The sequence below is a fragment of the Bacillus sp. SJ-10 genome, assembly GCF_002843505.1.
GTDB classification, from domain to species: Bacteria; Bacillota; Bacilli; order Bacillales; family Bacillaceae; genus Bacillus; species Bacillus velezensis.
The window spans coordinates 1,045,501-1,072,198 of sequence record NZ_CP025258.1 but is presented as its reverse complement, the minus strand read 5'-3'; the positions used below and the strand labels follow the sequence as shown (position 1 = coordinate 1,072,198).

The 26,698-nt window shown below is 47.1% G+C and carries 26 protein-coding genes and 1 pseudogene; 7 read left to right on the top strand and 20 right to left on the bottom strand.

What is annotated here, in order from left to right; all coding sequences use genetic code 11:
* Positions 1 to 104 precede the first annotated feature (104 nt).
* The gene (locus CXL14_RS05470; protein ID WP_003151143.1) at positions 105 to 479 is read left to right on the top strand and encodes a UPF0715 family protein; all 375 of its coding nucleotides are present in this window, start codon (positions 105 to 107) and stop codon (positions 477 to 479) included.
* On the opposite strand, the gene CXL14_RS05465 is transcribed toward CXL14_RS05470, so the two are convergent.
* From CXL14_RS05465 to prfA, 3 genes are all read right to left on the bottom strand, one after another.
* Positions 466 to 744, bottom strand: a complete 279-nt coding sequence (locus CXL14_RS05465) for a DUF5316 family protein (RefSeq protein ID WP_025649375.1) — start codon at positions 742 to 744, stop codon at positions 466 to 468. The genes CXL14_RS05470 and CXL14_RS05465 overlap by 14 nt on opposite strands.
* A 70-nt stretch (positions 745 to 814) precedes the next feature.
* Positions 815 to 1,675 carry a peptide chain release factor N(5)-glutamine methyltransferase gene (gene prmC, locus CXL14_RS05460; RefSeq protein ID WP_017418732.1) on the bottom strand — a complete coding sequence of 287 codons (861 nt, stop codon included), beginning with the start codon at positions 1,673 to 1,675 and terminating at the stop codon, positions 815 to 817.
* Between the two features lies 1 nt (position 1,676).
* Positions 1,677 to 2,747, bottom strand: coding sequence for a peptide chain release factor 1 (gene prfA, locus CXL14_RS05455; protein WP_003151139.1), 1,071 nt, complete (start codon positions 2,745 to 2,747; stop codon positions 1,677 to 1,679).
* Between the two features lie 111 nt (positions 2,748 to 2,858).
* Between prfA and gloA2 the strand changes: the two genes are divergently transcribed.
* Both gloA2 and racA read left to right on the top strand, forming a co-directional pair.
* The gene (gloA2, locus tag CXL14_RS05450) at positions 2,859 to 3,242 is read left to right on the top strand and encodes an SMU1112c/YaeR family gloxylase I-like metalloprotein (protein WP_007614387.1); all 384 of its coding nucleotides are present in this window, start codon (positions 2,859 to 2,861) and stop codon (positions 3,240 to 3,242) included.
* A gap of 110 nt (positions 3,243 to 3,352) precedes the next feature.
* On the top strand, positions 3,353 to 3,916 hold the full coding sequence (racA, locus tag CXL14_RS05445) for a chromosome-anchoring protein RacA (protein WP_021494805.1): 564 nt from the start codon (positions 3,353 to 3,355) through the stop codon (positions 3,914 to 3,916).
* Positions 3,917 to 3,949: 33 nt separating this feature from the next.
* Here the strand turns inward: racA and CXL14_RS05440 are convergent, their stop codons facing one another.
* From CXL14_RS05440 to spo0F, 11 genes and pseudogenes are all read right to left on the bottom strand, one after another.
* Positions 3,950 to 4,906 carry an AEC family transporter gene (locus tag CXL14_RS05440; RefSeq protein WP_007407608.1) on the bottom strand — a complete coding sequence of 319 codons (957 nt, stop codon included), beginning with the start codon at positions 4,904 to 4,906 and terminating at the stop codon, positions 3,950 to 3,952.
* Positions 4,907 to 4,992: 86 nt separating this feature from the next.
* Positions 4,993 to 6,690 carry an oxaloacetate-decarboxylating malate dehydrogenase gene (gene malS / locus CXL14_RS05435; protein ID WP_007407609.1) on the bottom strand — a complete coding sequence of 566 codons (1,698 nt, stop codon included), beginning with the start codon at positions 6,688 to 6,690 and terminating at the stop codon, positions 4,993 to 4,995.
* Between the two features lie 276 nt (positions 6,691 to 6,966).
* The gene (locus tag CXL14_RS05430) at positions 6,967 to 7,557 is read right to left on the bottom strand and encodes a thymidine kinase (RefSeq protein ID WP_038464350.1); all 591 of its coding nucleotides are present in this window, start codon (positions 7,555 to 7,557) and stop codon (positions 6,967 to 6,969) included.
* Positions 7,558 to 7,641: 84 nt separating this feature from the next.
* Positions 7,642 to 7,842: a 50S ribosomal protein L31 gene (gene rpmE / locus CXL14_RS05425; protein ID WP_003151132.1), complete on the bottom strand. Its 201-nt coding sequence runs from the start codon at positions 7,840 to 7,842 to the stop codon at positions 7,642 to 7,644.
* A 121-nt stretch (positions 7,843 to 7,963) separates the two neighbouring features.
* Positions 7,964 to 9,250, bottom strand: coding sequence for a transcription termination factor Rho (rho, locus tag CXL14_RS05420; RefSeq protein ID WP_003151107.1), 1,287 nt, complete (start codon positions 9,248 to 9,250; stop codon positions 7,964 to 7,966).
* 22 nt (positions 9,251 to 9,272) lie between these two features.
* A pseudogene (locus CXL14_RS20620) lies at positions 9,273 to 9,454 on the bottom strand (hypothetical protein).
* Between the two features lie 201 nt (positions 9,455 to 9,655).
* Positions 9,656 to 10,621, bottom strand: coding sequence for a class II fructose-bisphosphatase (glpX, locus tag CXL14_RS05415; RefSeq protein WP_003151105.1), 966 nt, complete (start codon positions 10,619 to 10,621; stop codon positions 9,656 to 9,658).
* Between the two features lie 33 nt (positions 10,622 to 10,654).
* Positions 10,655 to 11,944, bottom strand: coding sequence for a UDP-N-acetylglucosamine 1-carboxyvinyltransferase (locus tag CXL14_RS05410; RefSeq protein WP_007407612.1), 1,290 nt, complete (start codon positions 11,942 to 11,944; stop codon positions 10,655 to 10,657).
* Positions 11,945 to 12,253: 309 nt separating this feature from the next.
* The gene (fsa, locus tag CXL14_RS05405) at positions 12,254 to 12,892 is read right to left on the bottom strand and encodes a fructose-6-phosphate aldolase (protein WP_007407613.1); all 639 of its coding nucleotides are present in this window, start codon (positions 12,890 to 12,892) and stop codon (positions 12,254 to 12,256) included.
* 118 nt (positions 12,893 to 13,010) lie between these two features.
* Positions 13,011 to 13,868, bottom strand: a complete 858-nt coding sequence (locus CXL14_RS05400) for a class II fructose-bisphosphate aldolase (protein WP_003151102.1) — start codon at positions 13,866 to 13,868, stop codon at positions 13,011 to 13,013.
* 175 nt (positions 13,869 to 14,043) lie between these two features.
* Positions 14,044 to 14,418: a sporulation initiation phosphotransferase Spo0F gene (gene spo0F, locus CXL14_RS05395; protein WP_012118670.1), complete on the bottom strand. Its 375-nt coding sequence runs from the start codon at positions 14,416 to 14,418 to the stop codon at positions 14,044 to 14,046.
* A 164-nt stretch (positions 14,419 to 14,582) separates the two neighbouring features.
* Between spo0F and CXL14_RS05390 the strand changes: the two genes are divergently transcribed.
* Positions 14,583 to 15,104, top strand: a complete 522-nt coding sequence (locus CXL14_RS05390; RefSeq protein WP_007407614.1) for a DUF2529 domain-containing protein — start codon at positions 14,583 to 14,585, stop codon at positions 15,102 to 15,104.
* Positions 15,105 to 15,151: 47 nt separating this feature from the next.
* Here the strand turns inward: CXL14_RS05390 and pyrG are convergent, their stop codons facing one another.
* The 3 genes from pyrG to CXL14_RS05375 all read right to left on the bottom strand — a co-directional run bounded on the left by pyrG (position 15,152) and on the right by CXL14_RS05375 (position 19,863).
* A complete protein-coding gene (gene pyrG / locus CXL14_RS05385) occupies positions 15,152 to 16,759 on the bottom strand; it encodes a glutamine hydrolyzing CTP synthase (protein WP_003151098.1) in 1,608 nt (535 codons plus the stop codon).
* 240 nt (positions 16,760 to 16,999) lie between these two features.
* The gene (gene rpoE / locus CXL14_RS05380) at positions 17,000 to 17,527 is read right to left on the bottom strand and encodes a DNA-directed RNA polymerase subunit delta (protein ID WP_014419114.1); all 528 of its coding nucleotides are present in this window, start codon (positions 17,525 to 17,527) and stop codon (positions 17,000 to 17,002) included.
* A 227-nt stretch (positions 17,528 to 17,754) separates the two neighbouring features.
* On the bottom strand, positions 17,755 to 19,863 hold the full coding sequence (locus tag CXL14_RS05375; protein ID WP_101287725.1) for a (Fe-S)-binding protein: 2,109 nt from the start codon (positions 19,861 to 19,863) through the stop codon (positions 17,755 to 17,757).
* Positions 19,864 to 20,001: 138 nt separating this feature from the next.
* On the opposite strand from CXL14_RS05375, the gene cls (CXL14_RS05370) reads away from it, so the two are divergent.
* From cls (CXL14_RS05370) to CXL14_RS05360, 3 genes are all read left to right on the top strand, one after another.
* On the top strand, positions 20,002 to 21,201 hold the full coding sequence (cls, locus tag CXL14_RS05370; RefSeq protein WP_101287723.1) for a cardiolipin synthase: 1,200 nt from the start codon (positions 20,002 to 20,004) through the stop codon (positions 21,199 to 21,201).
* A 12-nt stretch (positions 21,202 to 21,213) separates the two neighbouring features.
* Positions 21,214 to 22,176: a UV DNA damage repair endonuclease UvsE gene (gene uvsE, locus CXL14_RS05365; RefSeq protein WP_101287721.1), complete on the top strand. Its 963-nt coding sequence runs from the start codon at positions 21,214 to 21,216 to the stop codon at positions 22,174 to 22,176.
* A 68-nt stretch (positions 22,177 to 22,244) separates the two neighbouring features.
* Entirely contained in the window at positions 22,245 to 22,517 is a 273-nt protein-coding gene (locus CXL14_RS05360) for a hypothetical protein (RefSeq protein ID WP_003151087.1), read from the top strand.
* 66 nt (positions 22,518 to 22,583) lie between these two features.
* On the opposite strand, the gene CXL14_RS05355 is transcribed toward CXL14_RS05360, so the two are convergent.
* From CXL14_RS05355 to CXL14_RS05345, 3 genes are all read right to left on the bottom strand, one after another.
* Positions 22,584 to 24,311: an ABC transporter ATP-binding protein gene (locus tag CXL14_RS05355; protein ID WP_101287719.1), complete on the bottom strand. Its 1,728-nt coding sequence runs from the start codon at positions 24,309 to 24,311 to the stop codon at positions 22,584 to 22,586.
* A gap of 80 nt (positions 24,312 to 24,391) precedes the next feature.
* Positions 24,392 to 25,894, bottom strand: a complete 1,503-nt coding sequence (cls, locus tag CXL14_RS05350; protein ID WP_101287717.1) for a cardiolipin synthase — start codon at positions 25,892 to 25,894, stop codon at positions 24,392 to 24,394.
* A gap of 95 nt (positions 25,895 to 25,989) precedes the next feature.
* The gene (locus CXL14_RS05345) at positions 25,990 to 26,619 is read right to left on the bottom strand and encodes a YitT family protein (RefSeq protein WP_061861627.1); all 630 of its coding nucleotides are present in this window, start codon (positions 26,617 to 26,619) and stop codon (positions 25,990 to 25,992) included.
* Positions 26,620 to 26,698: the final 79 nt, after the last annotated feature.

Sequence of the window (26,698 nt, the reverse complement as noted above, 5' to 3'; positions counted from 1 at the left end):
GGAAAAGGTTTAAACCGGCGGGAAGAAAAAAATCTAGCAAGCTGATAATCTGCATTGACAGATTCAAAATATGGTACGATATTATTTTGATAGGAGGTTTTCAGATGAAATATAATTACACCGTGCTGCTGTCGGCGGCATGTATGTCTGTCATTTATTCTATTTTGTATGTTCATCAATTCATTATCGCGGCTTTCATTTCGATGGCGTTTTATTTTTTGTTTCCTTATTTGATTTTTGCGCTGCCGCTTCAATACTTTCTGAATAAAAAGCCGAAGAGATTTCATCCGCTGTATTTTCTTTATTATTTAGGGGTGTCATTCATTGCAAACGGGATCATCTTCGGTCTTTTGCAGCCGTCAGGCCAATCTCTGTTTTCTAATTCAGCCTTTTATATCTTTGCGGTTTTAACAGCCGTCGTCTATTGGGTATGGGATTCCGTATTGCTGCAAAGACAAAATCCGGCTACAGAAGCGTAATCAGCAGACAGCCGGCTGAAGGGAGAGCGGCGCAAAAGAAAACGGCGGCCATCTTTAAACGGGCGTGCCGTCCTTCTTCTGTTTCAGAATGATAATTGGCCCGCTGCTCCGCTCCGCTTACGGCCAACCCGGAAACGATGATCGCTGTGACGATAAGAACAGCCGTAACGGCGCCGAAAATGATGCCAAAGCCAAACGGCAGAACAAACCCCGCCGCATAAGCTGCGGCGGCGAGTATACATCCGAAGGCGAACGCTTTTTTCAAGGCGGATGCCCCTTTCATTTTCTTTCCATTGTAACAAAAGCCCGCCGTGTGCGTCACCGGCGGGCTTTTTTCATGATGTGATGACCGCGGATACGGTTCTGTCTTTTCCGTTGATGTCCTGTACGACTTCCACTTCCGCATTCGGAAAGGAATGACGGAACAGGTCTTTCACGGCTTTTCCCTGATTATATCCGATTTCAAAGACGACAAGCGCTTTATCTTTCATGACAAGAGGCAGCTCCTCCATAAACCGCTTGTAGAATTTCAAACCGTCACCGCCGTCCGTAAGAGCATGAAGCGGCTCATGGAAACGGACGATATCCGACAAATCCGCCATTTCTTCTTCAGAAATATACGGCGGATTGGAAACAATAATATCCGCTTTTTTTCCTGATGAAATAAAAGGAGTTAACAGATCTCCCTGCAAAAAACACACGCCCGCTCCGAGGTTTTGCGCATTTCTTTCCGCCACCTGCAGCGCTTCTTTTGAAATATCCGAAGCCGATACTGAAAAATGTCCGCATTCAAGGGCGAGCGTCACCGCAATGGCTCCGCTCCCCGTACCGATATCAATGACGTTCAGGCGTTCTGCCTCGGAAAATGCCCGCTTCTGTCTGTCCAGCAGATGAAAGACGACTTCTTCCGTTTCCGGACGCGGAATGAGAACATCGTCATTCACAAAAAATTCCCTGCCGTAAAACTGTTCTTTCCCGATAATATATTGAATCGGAATACCTTCTTTATGCATCTCCACGTGCCGTCTGAATCGATAAAGCTCGTCCTCGCCGACGGTCTCCTGCAGACTTGCGAGAAGTTTGCTCCGATCCATTCCGGTATCATTTAACAGCAGCAGCTCGGCCGCGTTTTTTTCTCTTCCCGCTTCGGTTAAATAAGAAGAAGCCCAGCTTAGGGCTTCAAAAACGGTCTTCATCTTAATTTTCCGCCTGCTGGAGCTTGCTTGACTGGTCTTCTACGATTAACGCTTCAACCACTTCATCAAGCTTGCCTTCCAGGATTTGATCCAGCTTTTGAATCGTCAGGCCGATGCGGTGATCCGTCACACGGTTTTGCGGGAAATTGTATGTGCGGATACGCTCGGAACGGTCGCCTGAACCGACGGCTGATTTGCGGGTCTGATCATATTCAGCCTGAGCTTCCTGCTGGAATTTGTCATAGATTCTGGCGCGGAGCACCTTCATCGCTTTTTCTTTGTTTTTAATCTGAGATTTTTCATCCTGACAGGATACGACGACACCGGTCGGTAAATGCGTCAGGCGTACGGCCGACATCGTCGTGTTTACGCTTTGTCCGCCCGGTCCGCTTGATGCAAATGTATCGACGCGGATGTCTTTTTCGTGGATGTCCACTTCTACTTCTTCCGCTTCAGGAAGACACGCCACCGTCGCCGTGGATGTATGAATACGGCCGCCTGATTCCGTTTCCGGAACACGCTGTACGCGGTGCGCGCCATTTTCATACTTCAGCTTGGAGTATGCGCCTTTTCCCGTAATCATAAAGATGATTTCTTTGTAACCGCCCGTTCCGGTCACGTTTGCTTCCATGACTTCAGTCTTCCAGCCTTGGATTTCGGCATAACGGGAGTACATTCTGTAGAGATTTCCCGCAAACAGCGCGGCTTCTTCTCCTCCCGCTGCTCCGCGGATCTCCATGATTACGTTTTTGTCATCGTTCGGGTCTTTCGGGATGAGGAGCACTTTCAAACGCTCTGATAAGGTTTCCGTCTCTCCCTGCAGTTCGGAGATTTCTTCCTTCACCATTTCTCTCATATCGGCATCAAGCTTTTCCTCAAGCATCGCTTTCGCATCGGCAAGCTGTTCTGATGCGTCTCTGTATTGTCTATAGACTTCAACGGTTTCTTGTATATCAGATTGCTCTTTCGAATATTCTCTAAGCTTTTTCGGATCGTTGACCACTTCCGGATCACTTAAAAGCTCATTTAATTTTTCGTATCGTTGTTCAATTGACTGTAAACGGTCTAACACGGTCTTCACCTCTGTTTTCCTGTGCGTAACATTCTCATTATAGTATAGGGCTTATCGCCAGTCAAAAGCAATTCGCCTCTGTTATACTGAAGCAAAAAAGGAGGGGCGGATATGCTGAAATCCATCCACCATATAGCAATCATATGCTCTGATTATGAAAAGTCGAAAGCTTTTTACACCGAGATTCTCGGTTTCGGCATTATAAAAGAAACATACCGAAAGGATCGCGGATCTTATAAACTTGATCTGGCGCTGGACGGCGCGTACGCGATTGAATTGTTTTCCTTTCCCGATCCGCCCGAACGGCCGACCAGACCGGAAGCCGCGGGTCTCCGGCATCTCGCCTTCACCGTAAACGATCTTGAAGCAGCCGTCAGGGAGTTAAAGGAAAAGGGCGTCGGCACAGAACCGATCAGAACCGATCCGCTGACGGGGAAACGGTTTACCTTTTTCTTCGATCCCGACAAGCTTCCGCTTGAATTGTATGAAGCGTAACGTTTTTTGAAGAAATGCCGCTTTCTTTGGCGAATTCCTTCTTGTTTTGTCTAACATGAAGGGAACGCCGCCTCATGGTCGAATACCTAGCAAAAAGGAGGTATGTGATCATGAATACAAACATGGCCGCGAAAGAGCTCGGTGTCTCCGCAAAAACGGTGCAAAGGTGGGTCAAGCAGCTGAATCTTCCGGCTGAACGGAATGAGCTCGGACATTATTCCTTTACACCTGAGGATCTTGATGTGCTGAAATCGGTCAAACGGCAAATTTCTGAAGGCACTGCCCTTCTGGATGTTCAAGTGCCCCGGCAGCCGAAAAAACGGACGGGCTTCATTTTGCAGCGTCCGAAAATCAATGGCGGCGCTGAACAAAGATTGGCAGAGCTGGAGCGCAAACTGGACATTCTCACGAAAGAGAAACAAGGTGAGAACCATCTGCTTTCAAGGATAGAGGAGCTTGAACGCCAGCTGAAACAAAAGGCGGATGAAGGGGTGTCTTATCAGCTTCTTCAGCACAGACGGGAAATTGACGACCTCAATTCCGAATTGCAGACATTGGCCTCCCGCATCCAGGAACTTGCCCAGACAGCTCCCCTCTCAGAAACAGCCGCTTCTTCAGAACATAAGAAACCCAGAAAAAAAACAAGATTTTCGCCTTTTAAATTTCAATTCTAATCAAAAAAGCTCCCTGAAACAGGGAGCTTTTCATTATGCAGTCAGCGCAATGATGATCGGCAGTGAGATTAGAGATAAAATCGCACTGATTACAAACGCGGACGCAGTTTCTTCCTCTTGTTTTTCGAAACGTGTGGCAATCATCGCCGCTACCGCAGATCCAGGGAATGCAACGAGCAATACCGCTTTCGTGATCTGGTCAGCCGGAAGTCCGACTGCAAGAGCGATCAAGTACATCAGCGCAGGCTGAACGGCAACTTTTAACAAAGCGATACCGAAAGCCGGCAGACTGAGCTTAATGTTGCGGATACCGACAGTTACACCGACGGCGAAGAGCGCAACACCTGATGTTGTACTTCCGAGCTGATCAAGCATTTTTTCTCCCAAGCCAGGGAGTGTTACACCGCAGAGTACCAGAATGATACTGATAAGCGGTGCAGCCGCAAGCGGTTCGGAAAGACCGTGAAGAATAGACTTACCAGTCATTTTCCAGAAGTTCTCGTTTTCAGTGTCTTTTTTCTTAGATGACTCACCGACAGTAGCGATAATGATCGCAAGCGGGTCAAGGATGGCGTTAACCACGATACCCGTAACGGCGATAGGAATCGCTACTTCGCTTGCTCCGAATAAGCTTCCTAGTACGGGAATACCCATAAAAGCAAATGTCGGCTGTGCAGAGTTTAAAGAAAATACAGATGAATTCGTTAAATCATACTTGAAGATAAATTTGCAAACCAACAGAATGACGATAAAGAATCCGACAATCCCAATGATCAAAGCGACCATCAAAGGAACCTGTGATAAAAACGCACTTCTTGAAGTGGTTAAAATACTTGCGATAAAATGCGCCGGAAGCGCGTACTTCGTAACTAAGGTGCTTACCCCTTTTGCTGACTTCGCGTCATAACTTCCGAAGCGACCTGCGAACCATCCCAGCACGATCACGAAAAAGATCGGCGCCAGGAGGATTAAAATATCTAAGAAGCTCAAAATGTTCTCCTCCAAATCCTTAATGTCCGTATACTTTAGCCTTTACATAAAAGCTTTCCCTCGGACTGTAAAATTAATCGTAAAAATTATTTAGCGACAACTTGCTTATATTGCGGTTTCCACATTGCATCAAGAACGGCTTGTTCTACATTTTCAGGAATGCGGTTTGCCACGCCTTCTTTAATGGCAGTTTCCGCTACGGCGATCGCAACTTTAATTGAAACTTCTTGTAAGTCGCTCATGCTCGGCAGAAGGCCTGCACCCGGTGTTTCAAAATCAACGCTTTCTGCGATTGCGTCAGCAGTTGCCGCAAACATTGCAGGAGTAATCACTTTCGCTTCTACAACGATTGAACCGAGACCAAGTCCAGGGAACGCGAATGCGTTGTTAGATTGTCCGATTTCATGAGAAACGCCATTGTACTCTACATTGTCAAACGGGCTTCCTGTCGCCACAAGCACTTTGCCGTCAGTCCATTTGAAAAGATCGCTAGGAACGGCTTCAGCAAGCGGTGTCGGGTTAGACATCGGCATGATGACCGGACGCTCAACGTGTTTTGCCATTTCTTTGACGATTTCTTCACTGAACGCGCCGCTTTGGCCTGATGTACCGATTAAGATTGTCGGTTTCGCTTGACGGATCACTTCAATGAAAGGAATTTGTCCATTTTCATCGCGTTTCCAATCTTTAATTTCTTCAGCTGTGCGCAGGTACGGCTCTTGGAAATCAAGGATGTTTTCCATACCTTCTATTAACAAGCCTCTGTAGTCCATTGTGTAGAACGCTTTGTTGGCTTCTTCTTCAGAAAGACCGGCAAGCACCATAGTGTCTCGGATTTGGTCAGCGATTCCGATTCCGGCAGATCCCGCACCGAAGACAACCACACGCTGGTCTTTAATAGACGCGCCTGTTTTCTTCATAGCCGCAAGCACACCTGCAAGCGTAATCGCACCTGTTCCTTGAATGTCATCGTTGAATGTAAGAATTTCATGGTTGTATTTCTTCATGATATTGCGCGCGTTTTTGTTTCCAAGGTCTTCCCAGTGAAGAAGAGCTTTAGGGAAATATTTAAGCGCAGCTTTTACATAAGCGTCAACGAAAGCTTCGTAACGTTCGCCTTGGATACGTTCATGGCGGTTACCGATGTATAAAGGATCGTTCAGAAGTTTTTCATTGTTCGTACCGACGTCAAGAACGACAGGAATGACGCGGCTTGGGTCAATACCGGCAGCAGCTGTGTATACCGCTAATTTACCGATGGCGATGTTGATACCGCCTACACCCCAGTCACCGATTCCGAGGATGCTTTCTGAGTCTGTCGCAACGATCAGATCAATATCTCCGGCAGTGGCATGAAGGTTTTCAAATGCCTCTTCAATTCCTTCCACGTTGTCGATAGAAAGGTAAATCCCTTGAGGTCTTCTGTACTCATGGCTGTATTCTTGAATCGCTTCACCGACAGTCGGTGTGTAAACAACCGGCAGCATTTCACGAAGATGGTTTTGAAGCAATTTAAAGAAAAGAACTTCGTTACGGTTTTGCAAATCATTCAAATATACGTTTTGGCGAAGGCGGTCCGGCTGAGCTTGAAACTGCTCGTATGCGCGTTTTGCCTGCTCATCAAGAGACAGAATTGTCGGAGGAAGCAGCCCGTCTAATCCAAGGCTTTTTCTTTCTTCTGCTGAAAACGCAACACCTTTATTTAAAGTAGGGATAGATAGAACTTCTTTTCCTCTTAAAGTAGTTTCTAAGTTGCCTTCCTTCGTTACTTTAATATTATTCAAGAAAATCTCCTTCTTTCTTCAAATAGTTAACAAAGTTAAGTAATTACCCGTTTTGGCTAGTGTGATCGCGATCTGCTATATCTTTTTTTGACAATTATTCGAACAATGTCTCATAACTATTTACATTACTTAGTCATTTTATGCCTGTAAAAATGAAAATTCAAGAGATGAAAATTACTTAATTTTTTCATACTCTTTTTTAAGTTATTTAACTACAATTTTTGAAAAAACGTCAAAAAAACACCGGATTTTTTACCGATGTTTTCATGAAAAGGGTTATTTATCAGTCTGTTTTTTCGGCACTTCGTGATGATGTCTGCATCTCGCTTCGTATGACTCCGACGCGCCGACTAAAATGACCGGATCATCATAAGAAGCGGGCTTCCCGTCAATCAACCGCTGCGTACGGCTTGCCGGCGACCCGCAAACGGAGCAGACCGCCTGCAGCTTCGTCACCGATTCGGCAACCGCCATCAGATTCGGCACCACGCCGAACGGCTCTCCCCGGAAATCCATATCAAGTCCGGCCGCGATGACACGATAGCCTTTATCCGCAAGCGAGGATAAGTCGCCGATGATAGATTCGCCGAAAAACTGCACTTCATCTACCGCGATGACGTCCGTGCTTTCACTGATATGATCCCATATTTCAGCCGAAGACGAGATGACGTGGCTTGTCATGGATGTGCCGTTGTGAGAAACGACGGCCTCCTCGCTGTAGCGATTATCAATAGCAGGTTTGAACACCTTGACCTCCTGCTTCGCATATGTCGCTCTTTTCACTCTGCGGATCAGCTCTTCTGATTTCCCAGAGAACATGCTGCCGCATATCAGCTCAAGCCATCCGCTTTGCTTCATTATGTACATAGGCTATCCGCTCCCCTTTTTTTCCTGTTTATGAACATAAAAAACAGGCAAGAAGCAATTCTTGCCTGCCTGTAAAATCTATTATTACTTAAGACCGTATTTTTTGTTAAAGCGATCAACACGACCATCAGCAGAAGCGAATTTTTGACGTCCAGTGTAGAATGGGTGGCATTCAGAGCAAATCTCAACGCGTACCTCTTCTTTTACTGAGCCTGTTTCAAATTCATTTCCGCAAGCGCATTTAACTGTTGCTTTTTTGAAATTAGGATGAATTCCTGCTTTCATTGTATCCATCTCCTTCCGCCCTGAATCCCGTGTGGAAACAGAGTTATTATTCCGGAGTAATCCGGAACGCATATGAGAGAATTATATCAGTCATTTACTGCATTTGCAAATACATTTTTTATCAGCGGCGGGCTGATGATGAAAGGTTCGCCTGCTTCCATTCTTGGTTGATCAGATCGAAGAATTCTTGATTCGTTTTTGTTTTTTTCATTTTTCTCATAAACTTCTCTGCGAAGTCCGGAGAATCAGACATCGATTTGCGGATCGCCCATAAACGGTCAAGATGCTCTTTCGGCACGAGCAGCTCTTCCTTCCGGGTGCCGGAGCGGCGGATATCGATCGCCGGGAAAATCCGTCTTTCCGCAAGAGAACGGTCAAGGTGAAGCTCCATGTTGCCCGTTCCTTTAAACTCTTCATAGATGACGTCATCCATCCGGGAGCCCGTGTCTACGAGCGCCGTCGCCAAAATGGTCAGGCTGCCGCCCTCTTCAATGTTTCGCGCGGCACCGAAAAAGCGCTTCGGACGATGGAACGCAGCCGGGTCAATCCCGCCGGAAAGCGTACGTCCGCTTGGCGGGATAACGAGGTTGTAGGCCCGTGCCAGGCGGGTAATGCTGTCCATCAGAATGATAACGTCTTTTTTGTGTTCAACGAGACGCATCGCCCGTTCAAGCACAAGCTCCGCTACCTTAATGTGATTTTCCGGCACTTCATCGAACGTCGAGCTGACGACATCGCCCGCTACGGAACGTTCAATATCCGTTACTTCTTCCGGTCTTTCATCAATTAAGAGAACGATCAATTCAGCGTCAGGCTGATTTGTCGTAATGCTGTTAGCGATTTCTTTCAACAGCATGGTTTTACCGGCTTTCGGCGGCGCCACGATCAGACCGCGCTGGCCGAAACCGACGGGAGCCATCATATCGAGAATTCTTGTTGAGAGATAATTCGGTTTCGTCTCAAGCACCATTTGGCGGTCCGGATAAAGCGGAGTCAGCGCGGGAAAATGAACGCGCTCTTTCGCAGATTCCGGATCATCTCCATTTACCGCTTCAACGTGCAAAAGTCCGTAATAGCGTTCGTTTTCTTTCGGCGGCCGCACCTTGCCGGATACTTTGTCACCGTTTCTTAAATCAAAGCGGCGGATCTGGGAAGCAGAAATGTAGATGTCTTCTGAGCTTGGCGAGTAATTAATCGGTCTGAGGAAGCCGAATCCTTCCGATTGGATGATTTCGAGCACGCCTTCCATAAACAGAAGATCCTCCTGCTCGGCGTTGGCTTTCAGAATGGCAAAGATTAATTCTTTTTTAGTCAGTTTGCTGTAGTAGGAGATTTTATAATGTCTGGCCAGTTCATATAGTTCTTTTAATTTCATATTTTCCAAAGAGGAAATAGATACGTCTTTCATAAAAACACCACGCTTTTCATAGTCAATGTATTGCTGTTTTCATTAAATCGGCTGCTTCGCATGATTCCGCCAAAGCACATTCTTTTATAAAACGTTCAGGAACTTCTATCGGTAACACTTCCACCCATGATCGGCGCTTTTTTAAAAAAGGAATGTCTTAATGAGTTTTGAAGGAAGCGAGGACAAAAACTTGAGAAGATCAATATTTATATCGTCTGTATGCGGTAGAATTTGAAAATTTCCCAGTACTCAAAAGAAGGAATGACACAGAAAAATCGCAGCACTCTTTATTTTTACCTCATTTCAAAAAATTATTCAACTTAAATAATGCTTTGACATATAAATGATAGGGTTGACTCTTTATTGCAAAAGAAAAGCGGGACTTTCCGTCCCGCTTTTCTCTATTTATGGCCGGATCACAAGATTTGGTTTTTTCTTCAGGCTGTGTCTTCCGTCAACGAATCGGACCGTTCCTGATTTCGCCCGGATGACCAGACTTTCAGTCGTACCGACGGAGCCTTTGAACTGAACGCCTTTCAGCAGCTCTCCGTCCGTGACGCCCGTTGCGGCAAAAATGGCGTCATCCCCTCTCACAAGGTCCTCCATCCGGAGCACTTTGGATACATCAAGGCCCATTCGCTCACAGCGGGCCTGCTCTTCCGCACTTTGCGGCAGAAGCCTGCCGATGATTTCGCCGCCGAGCGCTTTTAACGCAACGGCAGACAGCACGCCTTCAGGAGCCCCGCCTGAACCGAAGAGAATGTCTACTCCCGTATGGTCAAAGGCCGTATTGATGGCGCCCGCGACATCACCGTCGTTGATCAGTTTGATTCTGGCGCCCGCCTCACGCAATTCAGAGATGATTTTTTCATGTCTGTCACGATTTAAAATGGTTGCCACGACATCTTCAATGTCTTTGTTTTTCGCTTTCGCAACGGCTTTTAAGTTATCAATGACAGGCGCTTCGATATCGATGCAGCCTACCGCTTCGGGACCGACCGCGATTTTTTCCATATACATATCCGGGGCGTTCAGCAGTGTTCCATGGTCGGCGACCGCGATCACCGTCAGCGCATTCCAGCCGCCGCTCGCTACGATGTTTGTGCCTTCAAGAGGATCGACGGCGACATCGACGCGCGGGCCGTATCCGTTTCCGAGCTTTTCGCCGATGTAAAGCATCGGCGCTTCATCCATCTCGCCTTCCCCGATCACGACCGTGCCTTTCATCGGCACCGTGTCAAACACGTCACGCATTGCGCTTGTCGCCGCATCATCAGCTTCATCTTTTTTCCCGCGGCCCATCCATCTGGCAGATGCTAAAGCCGCCGCTTCAGTGACTCGAACCAATTCCATCGATAAGCTTCTTTCCATTTCAACACGATCTCCTCTCAAAAGTCCGCATTTCTATGAATTTTGGAGCTGTTCTATCTCTTCGTCCGTCAGCCTTTGCCGCCAGATTGTGGCGCCCAGGCCTTCGAGTTTTTTCTCAAGATTGCTGTAGCCGCGGTCTAAATGCTCGAGACCGGTAATTTCGGTTACGCCGTCAGCCATGAGCCCGGCGACGACCAGACAAGCGCCTGCACGCAGATCGCTCGCCTTTACTTTTGCGCCCTGAAGCTCGGCCGGACCGGTGATAATGGCCGACCTGCCTTCCACTTTCATGTTGGCCCCCATCCGTCTCAGCTCATCTATATGTTTAAATCGGGCCGAGTAGATGGTGTCGGTTACGACGCTCGTGCCGCTGGCTCTCGTTAACAGAGATGTCATCGGCTGCTGAAGATCAGTCGGAAATCCCGGGTAAACAAGCGTTTTTACGTCGACCGGTTTTATCTGCTTCTGCCCGCCGAGCATAAGAAGCTGATCGTCACTCGTCTCAATGTGAAAACCCATTTCCCTGAGCTTCGCCGTTAAAGACTCCAGGTGAGTCGGTATGACATTATCAATAATGACTTCTTTCCCCATCGCGGCGCCGGCGATCATAAAGGTGCCCGCCTCAATTCTGTCCGGAATGATCGTATGCCTGCATCCGTGCAGCTCTTTTACGCCGTCGATTCTGATTACATTGGTTCCCGCGCCTTTGATCTTTGCGCCCATGCTGGTGAGCAATGTGGCAACATCAATAATCTCAGGTTCCTTGGCGGCGTTTTCTATCACGGTTTTACCTTCAGCCAGTACAGCGGCAAGCATGATATTGATCGTCGCTCCGACGCTGACGACATCTAAATAAATCCGTGCGCCTCTCAGCCTTTCGGCGCGCAGATAAATCGCGCCTTGTTCATTGGTGACTTCCGCCCCAAGCGCTTCAAATCCTTTGATGTGCTGGTCAATCGGCCGCGGCCCGAGATGGCATCCGCCCGGCAGTCCGATGACCGCCTGTTTGAAGCGGCCCAGCATCGCGCCCATTAAGTAATAGGAAGCGCGGAGTTTTTTCACTTTGCCGTTGGGAAGCGGCATGCTGATCATCGGGGAAGGGTCGACGACCATTTCTCCTTTTTCAAAATGGACGTTTCCGCCGATTTCTTTCAGCAGGTCACGCAGCGTTTCAATATCTGAGATCTCCGGAAGCCCTTCGATCGTTACTTCGGAATTTGCCAGAATGGTTGCGGGTATCAATGCGACGGCGCTGTTTTTCGCACCGCTGATATGTACGGTTCCGTTTAACGGATCGCCGCCGGCAATATTCAACTTTTCCATGATAGTCTCCTTCCATAAGAAGATAGCTGCGGAGCGTAAATAAAATGGCATTTTATTCTGTCTCTGCAAATAAAGCTCTTGTCCAAAATGTAGCCAATTCGAAGAGAAAGAATACAAGGACATTATAAAATAACAGGAAGAAAATAGCGAAGCTTTGCGGGGCATTTTTAACACAGGATGCACAGAGGCCCGCCGGGTTCACATTCCGGGGAAACACACTCTTCACTTTAATACTGAAGGCCCGCTGCCAAACAGGAAAACATAAGGGTGCGGCAAACGGATGCAACCGGTTTGCCGCCCTTTTCACCCTTATTTATTCCAGTCTGCCAAGAATTGCTCGATGCCTTTATCCGTTAACGGATGTTTCGCCAGCTGGTGAATGACTTTAAGCGGCATCGTACCGATATGCGCACCGCGTAAAGCGGCTTCAGTCACGTGCTGCGCATGACGGATGGAAGCTGCGATGATTTGTGTATCAATATCATGAATGTCAAAAATCTGTCTAATTTCTGAAATCAGTTCAAGACCGTTATGGCCGATGTCATCCAGACGGCCTAAGAACGGAGATACATAAGTCGCTCCGGCTCTTGCCGCCAAAAGCGCCTGGTTGGCACTGAAGATGAGCGTTACGTTTGTTTTAATGTTCAGGTCGCTCAGCGCTTTTACGGCTTTTAACCCTTCAGACGTCATCGGGATTTTCACCGTGATATTCGGCGCGATTTTCGCAAGTTCTTTACCTTCTTCAATCATCTCTTCAGCATTCAGGGAAATGACTTCCGCGCTTACTGATCCGCTCACGACTTCCGTAATCTCACGAAGTCTGTCATGGAAAGACACGTCAGCTTCTTTCGCCACTAAACTAGGGTTTGTCGTAACTCCGGCAAGAACGCCAAGTTCATAAGCTTCTTTAATCTCGTCAATGTTTGCTGTATCAATGAAAAATAACATAAGGAAAGCCTCCCCAGTAATAAATTTTCAGAACTGTAAAACATGATTGCGCTTTCTAAAGGTAAGACATAAAACCGCCTGTCAATGCTGTCAGGCGGTTTATGGATGTTACATTGGATTAAGCTTGGTTTGAAGAACCGAACTCACGCATTTTGCCGATAACCGTTTCTTTGATCGCTTCACGAGCAGGTCCAAGATATTTACGAGGATCGTATTCGTTCGGCTTAGCTGCCAATGTTTCGCGGACAGCTTTTGCAGAAGAAATTTGGTTTTCAGTGTTTACGTTGATTTTAGCCGTACCAAGTGAGATTGATTTTTTAATGTCGGCAGTCGGAATTCCTGTACCGCCGTGAAGTACTAACGGAAGGCCGGTTGATTTGCCGATATCTTCCATTTCTTTGAAACCGAGGTTCGGTTCGCCTTTGTAAGGGCCGTGAACAGAACCCAGTGCAGGTGCAAGGCAGTCGATGCCAGTGCGCTCTACAAGTTCTTGACACTCTTTAGGATCAGCATAGATTACGCCTTCAGCGATCACGTCATCTTCCTGTCCGCCTACAGTTCCAAGCTCAGCTTCAACTGAAACGCCGTGGAAATGAGCAAGCTCAACCACTTTAGCTGTAGTTGCTACGTTTTCCTCAAACGGGTGGTGAGATGCGTCGATCATTACAGAAGTGAAACCTGCATGAATCGCTTTCGCACAAGATTCAAAGCTTGAACCGTGGTCTAAGTGAATGGCGACAGGAACTGTCACTTTGTATTCTTCCATAAGAGCTTTAACCATGGCAACCACTGTTTTGAAGCCGCCCATGTAGCGTCCCGCGCCTTCTGAAACACCAAGAATAACCGGGGATTTTTCCTCTTCTGCTGCTTGTAAAATAGCTTGAGTGAACTCAAGGTTATTTAAGTTAAATTGTCCAACAGCATATCCTTTTTCTTTAGCTGTATTCAACATTTCCGTCATTGAAACTAAAGGCATGTCGAAAGTCCTCCTTATGTAGCCTGATTTGCTTCTTCTCGAAAAAAGCTTTCCACCTATAGCATGACCATAAAAACCTGTCATATGTAAAACAACAGATCGCTTTTTCTCCATCTCTAGGATACCAACTTTTCGACAAATCGGCAACACAATGACATAATTGTTTCTAATTTTATTAATTCGATTTTAGAGGTAAATATTTTTTCACCGCGTCTCTGATCTCATCAATGTCAAAAGGTTTCGCAAAATGGGTCAGCGCTCCGAGCTCTTTTGATTCCTTAATCATATCGAGTTCTCCGTAAGCGGTCATGATAATGACGCGGATGGATTCGTCAATCATCTTCATGCGCTTGAGAATTTCGATTCCGTCCATGCCGGGGATTTTCATATCTAAAAGCACGAGATCGGGCCGTTCTTTCGTTACGATGTCCAGCGCCTGTATGCCGTTGGCGGCCTGAAACGTCTGGTACCCTTCTTTATGAAACACTTCATTGAGCAATATGCGTATACCGTATTGGTCATCTACGATTAAAATCTTTTCATTCATCATTTTACACCCCAATATTATCATTTTCGTCAAAAGGAAGCAGTTGTTTATGTATTCTGTTTGATTTTCACATTTCCTTTAATTATAATAGTCTACTTTCCGACATTTTCTGAGCATTTTCTCTTTTGTTGTATACTGTTCTTGTATGTGTAAAGGAGGTTTCACTCATGTTAAAGATATTTACGACACAGCTTGCAGGCATTTTTTCCCGCATTCAGGATAAGGAATCCGAAGCAATAGAAGACGGCGCGCGCCTGCTGGCGCAGGCAGCCGTCAGCGGTCATACCATTTATTTATACGGCGCAAATGAGATGCAGGGCATTTTGTGCGAGGCGGAACTCGGCTCAGAACCGATGCCTTCCGTCAAAGCGTTTCCGGATACAGCTGATTCGATTACAGAAAGCGACAGGGTGCTGATGTTTTGTTCAGGTCCGGGCACGGCTGAAGAACAGGCGCTGGCTCAAAAGCTTTATGAAAAAGGGATCGGCCTCGTTGGCGTATCTCCTGTCATCAAAGATCAAACCGGGATTGAGGAATTTTGTGATGTTCATATTGACAGCAAATTAAAAATGCCGCTTCTGCCTGATGAAGACGGGACAAGATACGGCTTTCCTTCATTAATGACAGGCCTGTATGTCTATCACGCACTTTCCTTTACGTTAAAGGAAATGATGCAGGAATATGCCTGATGCAGAAAAAAGACTTGCCGCTTTTAAAGGAGGCAAGTCTTTTTTTATTACTTCTGTTCTGCAGCTTGTACGGAAGCGCCGATAAAGTCTTTGAATAAAGGCTGAGGTCTTGTCGGTCTTGATTTGAACTCAGGGTGGAACTGGCAAGCGACATACCAAGGATGGTCTTTCAGCTCGATGATTTCCACAAGACGGCCGTCAGGGCTTGTTCCTGAGAACACAAAGCCGTTCTCTTCCATTTGCTGTCTGTATTCGTTGTTGAATTCATAACGGTGGCGGTGGCGTTCGTATACCACTTCATCCGCATACGCTTCGAAGGCTTTCGTGTCTTCCTGAAGCTTACAAGGGTACAGTCCGAGACGAAGCGTTCCTCCAAGATCCTCGACATCTTTTTGTTCCGGCAGAAGGTCGATGATCGGATAAGGAGTGGACGGATCGATCTCCGCAGAGTGAGCCCCTTCCAGACCTAATACGTTTCGCGCATATTCAATGGATGCAATCTGCATACCGAGGCAGATGCCGAAGAACGGAATTTTATTCTCACGCGCATACTTGGCGGCGATGATTTTCCCTTCTACGCCGCGGTCTCCGAAACCGCCGGGCACGATAATTCCGTCTGTGCCGCCAGTCAGCTCTTGAATATTGCTTTCTGTCACTTCTTCGGCGTTAATCCATTTGATCTTCACATCAGCGTCAAACGCATAGCCGGCGTGGCGCAGTGATTCAACGACTGAAATGTAAGCGTCCTGAAGCTCGACGTATTTACCGACGAGGCTGATTGTAATGGTTTTAGACAAGTTTTTCACTTTCGTGACAAGGTCTTTCCATTCCGTCATATCCGGGTCTTTGCATTCTAATTTCATATGATCGCAGACAAGCTTATCGAGTCCCTGCTCCTGAAGATTAAGCGGGATGGAGTAAAGGTTGTCCGCATCTTCGCACTCGATGACCGCTTTCGTGTCAATATCGCAGAAGAGCGCGATTTTATCTTTCATATCTTGAGAAATCGGCATTTCCGTGCGCACGACGATGATATTAGGCTGAATACCGAGGCTTCTCAGCTCTTTTACGCTGTGCTGCGTCGGTTTTGTTTTCAGCTCGCCCGCCGCTTTGATGTACGGAACAAGCGTACAGTGAATGTACATCACGTTTTCATGGCCGATGTCGCTTTTCATTTGACGGATGGCTTCAAGGAACGGAAGGGATTCGATGTCTCCCACTGTTCCGCCGATCTCAGTAATGACTACATCTGCGTTTGTTTCTTTGCCTGCACGGTACACGCGGTCTTTCAGTTCATTTGTGATGTGCGGAATGACCTGAACCGTTCCGCCGAGGTAGTCCCCGCGGCGCTCTTTTTTCAATACGGCAGAATAGATTTTACCGGTCGTCACATTGCTGAATCTGTTCAGATTAATGTCAATGAAACGCTCATAATGCCCTAAGTCAAGGTCAGTCTCAGCGCCGTCATCGGTAACGAATACCTCACCGTGCTGGTACGGGCTCATCGTTCCCGGGTCAACGTTGATATAAGGGTCAAATTTTTGGATAGTGACGCTCATGCCTCTGTTTTTCAAAAGGCGGCCAAGTGATGCAGCCACAATTCCTTTTCCGAGTGATGATACAACTCCCCCGGTTACAAAAATATATTTCGTCATTTCGTTTGCTCCTCTCTTCGGTCTGCGCTACATTCCTTAAAATGTGCCGTTTTATAGAAAATCATTTCACTAAAAACAAATGATGTGTAAAAGAATTTGGGAGATGAAAATAAGAAAGCTCCCTTTCAATTTCTTGAAAGGGAGCGTAGCACTCTTATGAATTCTCTTCTTTTTGAAGAGCCCAAAATACATACTACATAGTTCGACAATGAAAGTCAAGATCGTTTTGCCGATATAAAATCAGTCTTTGCGATCCTCTTCCTCATCATCATAATCTTCCTCATCTTCTTCAATCATCTCGTCTTCGATCTCAAGCTCGTCGTCATCTTCTTCATCGACATCTTCGTCGTCAAAGCTGTCTGCGTCAAGGTCAATATCTTCTTCCATTTCATCGAGATCGATGTCATCTTCATCAACTTCCTCGAATTCATCAAGGTCGAGATCTTCCTCAACGACTTTTTTCGCTTTTTTCTTTTTCGCTTTTACAGTCGGCTGTGTTTCTTCGTCCAGCTGATCGTACGGATACCAGCTGCGAAGCCCCCACGTCTGGTCTGACAGAGCAATAAAGCGGCCGTCAATGTTCAGGTCTGTATAAAATTGGGCGATACGGTCGCCCAGTTCCTCTTTCGTAACACCGAGCAAGGAGATCATTTCATTCAGCAGCTCCTGGAACGGAACCGGTTTTTTATGTTCTGAGAAAATTTCGTGAGCGATTTCAACTAAAGCCATCTGCTTCAGCTGTTCCTGAGAATATTGTTTGATACTCAAGGTCGGACACTCCCTTTCTATTACTTATATGTATCTGTTTCTATCCTATAATAAGAACGAATTTGTATTGTTTTGTTCATAAACCATACCTCTCATTATAAACAAATTAAAACAGAATATGCTACCCTTAACAGCGTAATTTAAGAAATTTTAGAGCCGTCCCTTCATAAATCGGCTGATGTGCGAAAACAAAGCCGCCGGCATATGCGCCGGCGGCCCGCTTCTTTCTATAAAGACTCTTGTTTTTCAGCGCCGAATACAGACATGGCGAGCAATTCACTGACATCATAAGTGCCGATCGCGTCATCGGCTTCTTTCGCTTTCGTACCGTCACCGAGCATAGTCAAACAGTAAGGACATCCGGAGCTGATGACCGTCGGACTGACAGAAAGCGCCTGCTCAGTCCGGGCCGTGTTGATTCTCGCTCCCGTTTCTTCTTCCATCCACATGAGCCCTCCCCCGGCGCCGCAGCACATCCCGTTTTCGCGGCTGCGCTCCATTTCCTTCAATTGAACGCCCGGAATGGCTTTTAAGATCGCTCTCGGCGGCTCATACACTTCATTGTACCTTCCTAAATAGCACGAGTCATGGAAGGTAATCGTTTCATTCACCGGGTGAAGCGGTTTTAGTTTTCCCTGTGACACAAGCTCGGCTAATAATTCAGTATGATGATAGACTTCGGCCCGGAATCCGAAATCAGGATATTCATTTTTGAACATATTATAGGCGTGCGGATCAATCGTGACGATTTTTTTGATTCCGTGTTTTTCAAATTCGCCGATGTTGTGTTCCGCCAGCTCTTGGAACAGAAACTCGTTGCCCAAACGGCGCGGCGTATCGCCTGAGTTTTTTTCCTTATTGCCGAGAATCGCAAAGGATACGCCCGCTTCATTAAGCAGCTTTGCAAATGAGACGGCAATCTTTTGGCTCCTGTTGTCGTAGGAACCCATTGAGCCGACCCAAAACAAATAGTCGAACTCTTTGTCTTGTTTTTTCATTTCTTTCACTGTCGGAATCTCTGTATCGGCCTGCTCCCGCCAGTTCTCCCGCTCTTTCCGGTTTAAGCCCCACGGGTTTCCCTGTCTTTCAATGCTTGTCATGGCCCGCTGCGCGTCGCTGTCCATCTTCCCTTCCGTAAGCACAAGATAGCGGCGCAGATCGATAATTTTATCAACGTGTTCATTCATGACCGGACATTGATCTTCACAGTTGCGGCAAGTGGTGCACGCCCAAATCTCCTCTTCCGTGATGACCTCGCCGATTAAGCTCGGGTTGTAATCAATGGCTGCGGCCGCTTCACGCGATCCTCCCCCTGAGGAAGCCGCGGCGAGCTGATTCGCCTTCGTGTGCTGAAAAACGGGCGCGGGCACCCACGGAGATTTTGACGTCACGGCAGCGCCTTTTTCCGTCAAATGGTCTCTGAGCTTTAAAATGAGGTCCATCGGCGAGAGCATCTTGCCCGTACCGGAGGCCGGACACATATTTGTACAGCGGCCGCATTCGACGCAGGCGTAAAGATCGACAAGCTGAGAGCGGCGGAAGTCTTCAATCTTTCCAACGCCGTAGCTTTCTTTCGTCTCATCGGTGAAATCGATTTTTTCCAGCTTTCCTTTTGAATCCAGCCTGCTGAGGAACACATTCGCCGGACCCGCAATTAAGTGCGCATGCTTTGATTGCGGCACGTACACTAAAAAGCTGAGCAAAAACAACAGATGAAGCCACCATGAAACATAAAACACGCCGGCGGCCGCCGGCGCTGAAAGACCGCCGAGCACAAACGCAATGGAGGAAGCGATCGGTTCCGTCCAAGACAGAGAATGATCGTGCCATAAAAGGTTCATGGCGTTCCCGAGAAGCACCGTCACCATCAATCCGCCGATAAACAGCAGGACAAGCCCCGCTTTAAACCCGCGTTTCAGTCTGACGAGTTTTTCAATGTAGCGCCGGTAAAACGCCCAGACTACGGCGATTAAAATCAGAAACGTGACGATTTCCTGAAAAAAGGTAAACGCCGGATAAAGCGGACCGAACGGCAGATGCCGGTCAGGAAGCAGCCCTTTCAGAATAAAATCAATTGCGCCGAACTGAACGAGTATAAAACCGTAAAAAAACAGAACGTGGATGATTCCGCTCTTTTTATCTTTCAGCAGTTTTTTCTGTCCGAACACATTCACCCATATCTTCTGAAGACGTTCTTTCAGGCGTTTATCAAATTCTTCCCTTTGGCCGAGCTTAATATAAGCGATCCTCGTTCTGATCAGGTAAACGAATAAATAAACGGCGTAAGCGGTTACAGCTGAAAACAGCAGCGCGTTTACCATGAGAAATGCGTTCATCTTGTCTCCCCCTTTGTTCTGATACCCCTCTTCATTGTCATATCTTTACTTTATCATAAATAATGAATGAGTGTTCAGTCAATAATTAAATTCACATTCTCAGGGCACACTACGAATACTTCGGAAAGGAGCGTCGGTATGAAGGTCATTTTTGTGTTGCTTGTCATTTTTATCATATTGATCGCACTTATGCTGCTTGATATGCTGCTTGGCCGGGCGGCGTACAAAAAACAGGCGTATGAGCCCGTTTTTGACCCGAAAAAGAGTGATATCACACTCATTCACTGCGGCAGCGAGCTTGTGCGGCAGATGACGGCTGATATCCGCCAAGCCGTCTCTTCTATTCATATGATGTTTTTTATAATGAAGAACGACCAGGCCAGCCTTGAGATGTTTCATTTATTGAAAGAAAAGGCCCAGGCAGGCGTCTCCGTATATCTGCTGCTGGATTGGGCGGGCAGCCGCCCAGTGAAAAAGCCTTCTATTCAAACGATGAAAAAAGCCGGCGTTCACGTTCATTTTCTAAATAAACCGGCATTTCCGTTTCTATTTTTCAGGCTGCAAAAACGGAATCACCGGAAAGTGACCGTCATTGACGGCAAAATCGGCTATGTCGGCGGTTTTAATATCGCTGAAGAGTACCTCGGCAAAAAAGCGAAGTTCGGAAACTGGGAGGATTATCACCTGCGGATGACCGGCGAAGGCACGGCGGATCTTCAGACTCTTTTTGTAAGCGATCTGAAACGAAACACCGGAAAAACACCCGGATCACCCGGGGTTTATCCGGCATTATCCGAAGGGAATATCTTTCATAGGACATATGCATCTGACGGGTTTTCGCTTGAATCGCATTATGAAAACTGCATCCGTAAGGCGGAGAAAAAAATCATTATCGGCACGCCTTATTATGTACCGAGCAAAAAGCTTCAGGAAGCGCTTATTTCAGCCTGCCGAAAAGGCGTCAAAGTCATCTTGATCGTGCCGATGAAGTCAGACCACCCGCTCGTTCGGGAAACAGCTTTTACTTATTATCCCGAGCTTCTGAAGGCCGGCTGCCTCATCTATCGGTATTATCAAGGCTTTTATCATGTCAAAGCCTTCATTATAGATGACCGCATCAGCATTATCGGCACGCCGAATTTTGATAAACGGAGCCTGTTCTGGAATGAAGAGGTGAATGTCATCATTCATGATGAAGCCTTTACAAAGGAAGTGCTTTCAACCATAAAGCAGGACATCGAAAAATCCGAGCTTCTCACATTAGAAAAAGTGAAACAGCGCTCCGTCAGACAGCTTCCTGCAGAATGGCTGGGAAAGGCCATATCTTACTTTTTATAAAGGAGAAACCATATGCTGTTCAGATTCGGATTCGTCGCAAACGCCATGTGCCTTTGGGACGCGTCCCCCGCCAAAACCTTAACATATGCGCGCTATACCAAACTTTCCCGCAGTGAGCGGAAAGAGGCCCTGCTTTCTGTGACGAAAGCAAATCTCACCAATACGCTGCGCACCATCCACTATGTGATCGGCCACGGCATTCCGCTGTACAGATTCTCAAGCTCGATTGTGTCGCTCGCCACGCACCCGGATGTGCTGTGGGATTTTGTTACGCCGTTTCGCCAGGAGTTTCGTGAGATCGGCGGGCTGGTCAGAAAATATGATCTCAGAACGAGCTTTCATCCGAACCAATTCACGCTTTTTACAAGCCCGAAACAGGAGATTACCGCAAATGCGGTCAAGGATATGGCCTATCACTATGACATGCTGGACGCAATGGGCATCGCGGACCGTTCCGTCATCAACATCCATGTCGGAGGCGCTTACGGTGACAAACAAAGCGCGCTTGGCCGTTTCCGAGTGAATCTGAAAGAACTTCCCGATGTCATCAAACAGCGGATGACTTTGGAAAACGATGATAAAACATATACGTCCGAGGAAACACTCAGTGTTTGTGAGCAAGAAGGCATTCCGTTTGTGTTTGATTATCACCATTTTTACGCCAATCCGACCGATGACGCTGATTTAGATGACATTCTTCCGCGGATGATCAAAACATGGCAGCGGATCGGCTTAAAGCCGAAGGTCCATCTCTCCTCGCCAAAATCAGAATCAGCCTTACGCAGTCATGCGGACTATGTGGATGCGAATTTTATTCTGCCGGTGCTGGAGCGGTTCAGACAATGGGATACGGACATCGACTTTATGATTGAGGCGAAAGAGAAAGACCGGGCGCTGCTCCGGCTCGTCGAAGAATTAAGCGCCATCCGCGGAGTCAAACGCCTGGCGGGCGGAGTGCTGAAGTGGAAGGCATAACCAGGTTTATCACCCGTTTATATGGGGAATTTCCGAAATAACAGACCATCAGACGGAGGAGAAAACATATGAAAAACATTACATCTTTGAAAATAGCCGCTAAGAAGTTCACTTTACGAAACATGCTTCAGCTTTATCAGCTTTGCCACACGGGAGGCCACGAGCTGTATATCTACTCTAAAAAAACGATGTGCAAAATCAAAGATATCATTGAGCTGGAAACGTTCAGAATGGCCCATAAAGAACAAGAATACTTAATTGTAGTGGAAGGAAAGAAAGCGGTGCAGCTTGTTGACCGTTTCAAACATATCATCGAACCTGCGCAAAAAGAAGCCCATTAAATACGGACTACATAAAAAAAGGATAGACAGGAGGCTGCCCGGCCCCTTTTGTCTATCCTTTTTCTTTTATTGATGTATCAGCTCGCCGAATTGCGCCTGATGGAGTCTCTGATACATGCCGCCGGATTCCAGCAGTTCCTTATGATGACCTTGTTCAGCAATGCCTTCTTTCGTGACGACGACGATCCGGTCCGCATCCTTAATCGTAGCCAGCCGATGGGCGATCACAAGCGTTGTGCGTCCTTCAGACAGCTCTTGCAGCGATTTTTGAATGGCGGCTTCCGTTTCTGTATCGAGGGCTGATGTAGCCTCGTCTAAAATTAAGATCGACGGGTTTTTCAAAAACATTCTGGCGATGGAAAGCCGCTGCTTCTGCCCGCCTGACAGTTTCACGCCGCGCTCGCCGATTACCGTGTTTAAACCGTCGGGATACCCGTTTACCAAATCCTCTAAATGCGCCTGGCGGACGGCCTGCCAGATTTCTTCCTCAGACGCATCGAGCCGCCCGTAAGCAATGTTTTCCCGCAATGTGCCGGAAAACAGAAAGACATCCTGCTGGACGACGCCGATTTGTCCGCGCAATGATGACAGCGTCATGTCCTTAATATCGATGCCGTCGATGGAAATCACGCCTTCAGATGGCTCATAAAAGCGCGGCAGCAGACTTGTCAGCGTTGATTTTCCCGCTCCCGAAGGCCCGACGAATGCGACTGTCTCCCCGGCATGAATGGACAAATTGATTCCCGACAGAACCGGACTGTTTTCTTCGTAACCGAACGACACCTGTTCATAGCGGATATTCCCTTTTAAACCGGACACATGTCTCGCGTTCGGGGCGTCCTTGATATCAGGCTCCGTTTCCAGTATCTCCATAAAGCTTTTAAAACCGGCAATGCCTCTCGGATACATCTCAATAATCGCGTTGATTTTATCAATCGGACGGAACAGAACGTTCGTCAGCAGCACAAAAGCGACAAATTCCCCGTAAGATAGCGATCCGCGGATCACGAACCATGTCCCGCACAACAGGACGAACAGCGTGACGAATCTTGTCAGCATGTAACTGATCGAGCCGTTTTTCGCCATGATTTTATAAGACGTCAGCTTTGTTTTGCGGAAACGCTGATTGTTCACATCAAACCGATGCGTTTCAAACGCTTCATTGCTGAAAGCCTGAACAAGACGGATGCCGCCGATATTGTTTTCAACCCTCGCGCTGAAGTCTCCGACGTCTTTGTTCAGTTTTGTAAACGCAGAGGTCATTTTTTTATTAAAATACAAAGCAAGCCAAATGACGACCGGCATAATGATAAAGGTCAACAGAGCGAGCTGCCAGTTAATGAACAGCATCACACCGAACGCGCCCAAAATCGTCATGATCGCGATAAACAGGTCTTCAGGCCCGTGGTGGGCGGTTTCTCCGATATACATCAAATCATTGGTGAGCTTGGACATTAAACTGCCCGTTTTGTTGTTATCGTAAAATTTGAACGAAAGCTTTTGCAGATGGTCGAAAAGCTTTTTCCGCATATCGGTTTCAATGTTAATGCCCAGCATATGGCCCCAATACGTCACAACATACTGAAGTGCCGAGCTGAGGGCGTAGACCCCGAATAAAGCCGCCGAAGTCAAAATAATCAGACTCCAATCCCGCCCCGGGAGCAATGTATCGATAAAGTAATTGACGATCAGAGGAAAACTCAGCTCCATCAATCCGCCGGCGATGGCAGAAAAGAAGTCGAGAAAAAACAGCTTCTTGTACGGTTTATAATAAGAAAAAAATTGTCGCAGCACGATTCCGTCCTCCTTGTGCCTCTTTCTTAATGATAATATTTCTCAATTATACTATACACAAGGAGTTTTAAAAGCGTTTTTTATAAAACGCCGGAAAATAACCGTGCGAAGGATTCCTTCGTTCTTTCCCATAATGTGCGCTTATAGAAACGGACGGGGCTGATTTTTTCAGACTCCTTTATATCCTCCAGATAATGCGCTTCAAGATCTTTGATCGCCTCTTGATCTGTAAAAAAGACATTGACTTCAAAGTTCAGCTGAAAGCTTCTCATGTCCATGTTCGCCGTCCCGACAGAGGCGAGGTTTCCGTCAGTGATGAGCACCTTTTGATGCATAAAGCCTTTTTGATAAGAATAGACTTCGATTCCTTCGCGAAGAAGCTCGGGGAAATACGATCTCGTCGCGTACTGGGTTAAAAATCCGTCATTGGTTTCCGGCACCATGACACGCACCCGGACGCCCCTGGCAGCAGCCTCCTTTAGCGCTGTGCGGATCGGCTCATTCGGCACGAAATAAGGCGTCGCGATCCATACAGACGATTCGGCCGCCGCTATCATGGCATAATACAGATCGCTCATCCGCTCCTTCATATCGGGGCCTGTCGGAACGACTTGATAGACGCCGCCGCTTTCTGCCGCAACCGGGCGGGTATATGCTTTCTGATCAATCAGCACCTCATCTGAAACGTATTCCCAATCAAGCATAAAAATGCTGTGAAGCGTCTGAACGATTTCTCCTTCGACTTTCATATGGGTGTCCCGCCAAAAGCCGACATCTTGGTCTTTGCCGATATACTCCTTGCCGACATTCAGCCCGCCGACAAAACCGACTTTCCCGTCAACGATGACGATCTTGCGGTGATTTCTGAAATTGAATTTTTGGTTGAAAAAACCGTATTTCAGCGGCAGAAACGGGACGATGTTCACACCCGCGCGTTTCAGTTTTTTAATATCTTTTCCGGCCAGCTTCAGACTGCCGGCCGCGTCGAACAAAAACCGCACTTCCACACCTTGACGCGCCTTTTCCATCATAATGTCCATCATCTTGTGCCCGAGCATGTCTGATTTGAACATGTAATACTCAATATGTATAAATGACGCGGCCTCCCGGAGCGCCTCAAACAGCTCCGGAAATGTTTCTTCCCCGTTTTTGAGCACCTTCAGCCTGCTTTTTGTATTGATATTCATATGGGACGCCTTGATTGAATATTGAAAGAAACGCTTCTGATTTCCTTTCAGCCCGGACAGATCGGGAGTTTGTTCCATATCAAATATCGTTCTCAGCTTTTCCCGATTGTATGTCCGTTTCGACCTGAACAGCTTGCCTTTTTCATAAAGCTGGCCGGAAAAAAGGTAAAATAAGTACCCGGCGATCGGAAAAAACACAAGAATATGAATCCATAACAGCGTGTGCTGCGAGGTGCGGTTTTCAAGAATTAACGAATAAATGCTGAACAAAATAATGCTTGCATAGCAAAGCACCCCTCCGTAAAACTCAAGCCTGGAAACCGGAAAAAACCATATGACATATGCTCCGATAAGCATCATATATAAAAAGCAAAATTCCAGTCTCCTTTTCAGCATCCCGACTCTCTCCCATCTGATCCGATATCTCTGTATACCCTCTGTTTTCCGGCTTGTAAACATATGAAAAAGCCTCTCCGCACGAGCGGAAAGGCTTATGATGACGCTTCCTGTGATTGGCCGGGTGTGATGTTTTGAAGCAATGCCGGATTGAGCGAGCAGCTGCCTTTGATTTTATTTTTGAAGATGCCGATGATCAGACCGGTGACCGCTATCGACACTAAGGAGAAGAGCCCTTTCAGCAACCCGACGGAAAAAATGCCGGCCAGCACGACGCCAAAATCGAAGAGAAAATTAACGGCACCCGGATTCCATCCGCAGCGCTTTTGCAGAAATAAAGCGAGGATATTGGCGCCGCCGAGCGATGCCTGATGATAAAACATGAGCGACAGGCCGAACCCGATCAGCGCCCCGCCGCAAATCGCCCCGGCAAGCGGTGAAACAGAGACCGGCGGCAGCCAGTGATCCGCGCCCGTAAACAGAGTCAGCACTGTGACTGCAAAAACGGTGGATAGAGTGAATTTGATTCCCATTCTGATGAGAGAAAATATATAAAACGGGATATTGATCAGAAAGAAGATCATCGCAAACGAGGAATGAAACACGTATGACAGGCTTAGTGACAGTCCCGCTGTACCGCCGGTTAATACATGAGAATGTCTGAGTGTCAGGACGCCGGCGCTTGTCATCAGACAGGCGGCTAAAATGAGGAAAATCCGCTTCATTCTTCACTCTCCTTTTGTTGATGTTATTTCCAAATAAAACATAACAGGAATTCCCGCCGCCCAGCCATTACCTTGGCAG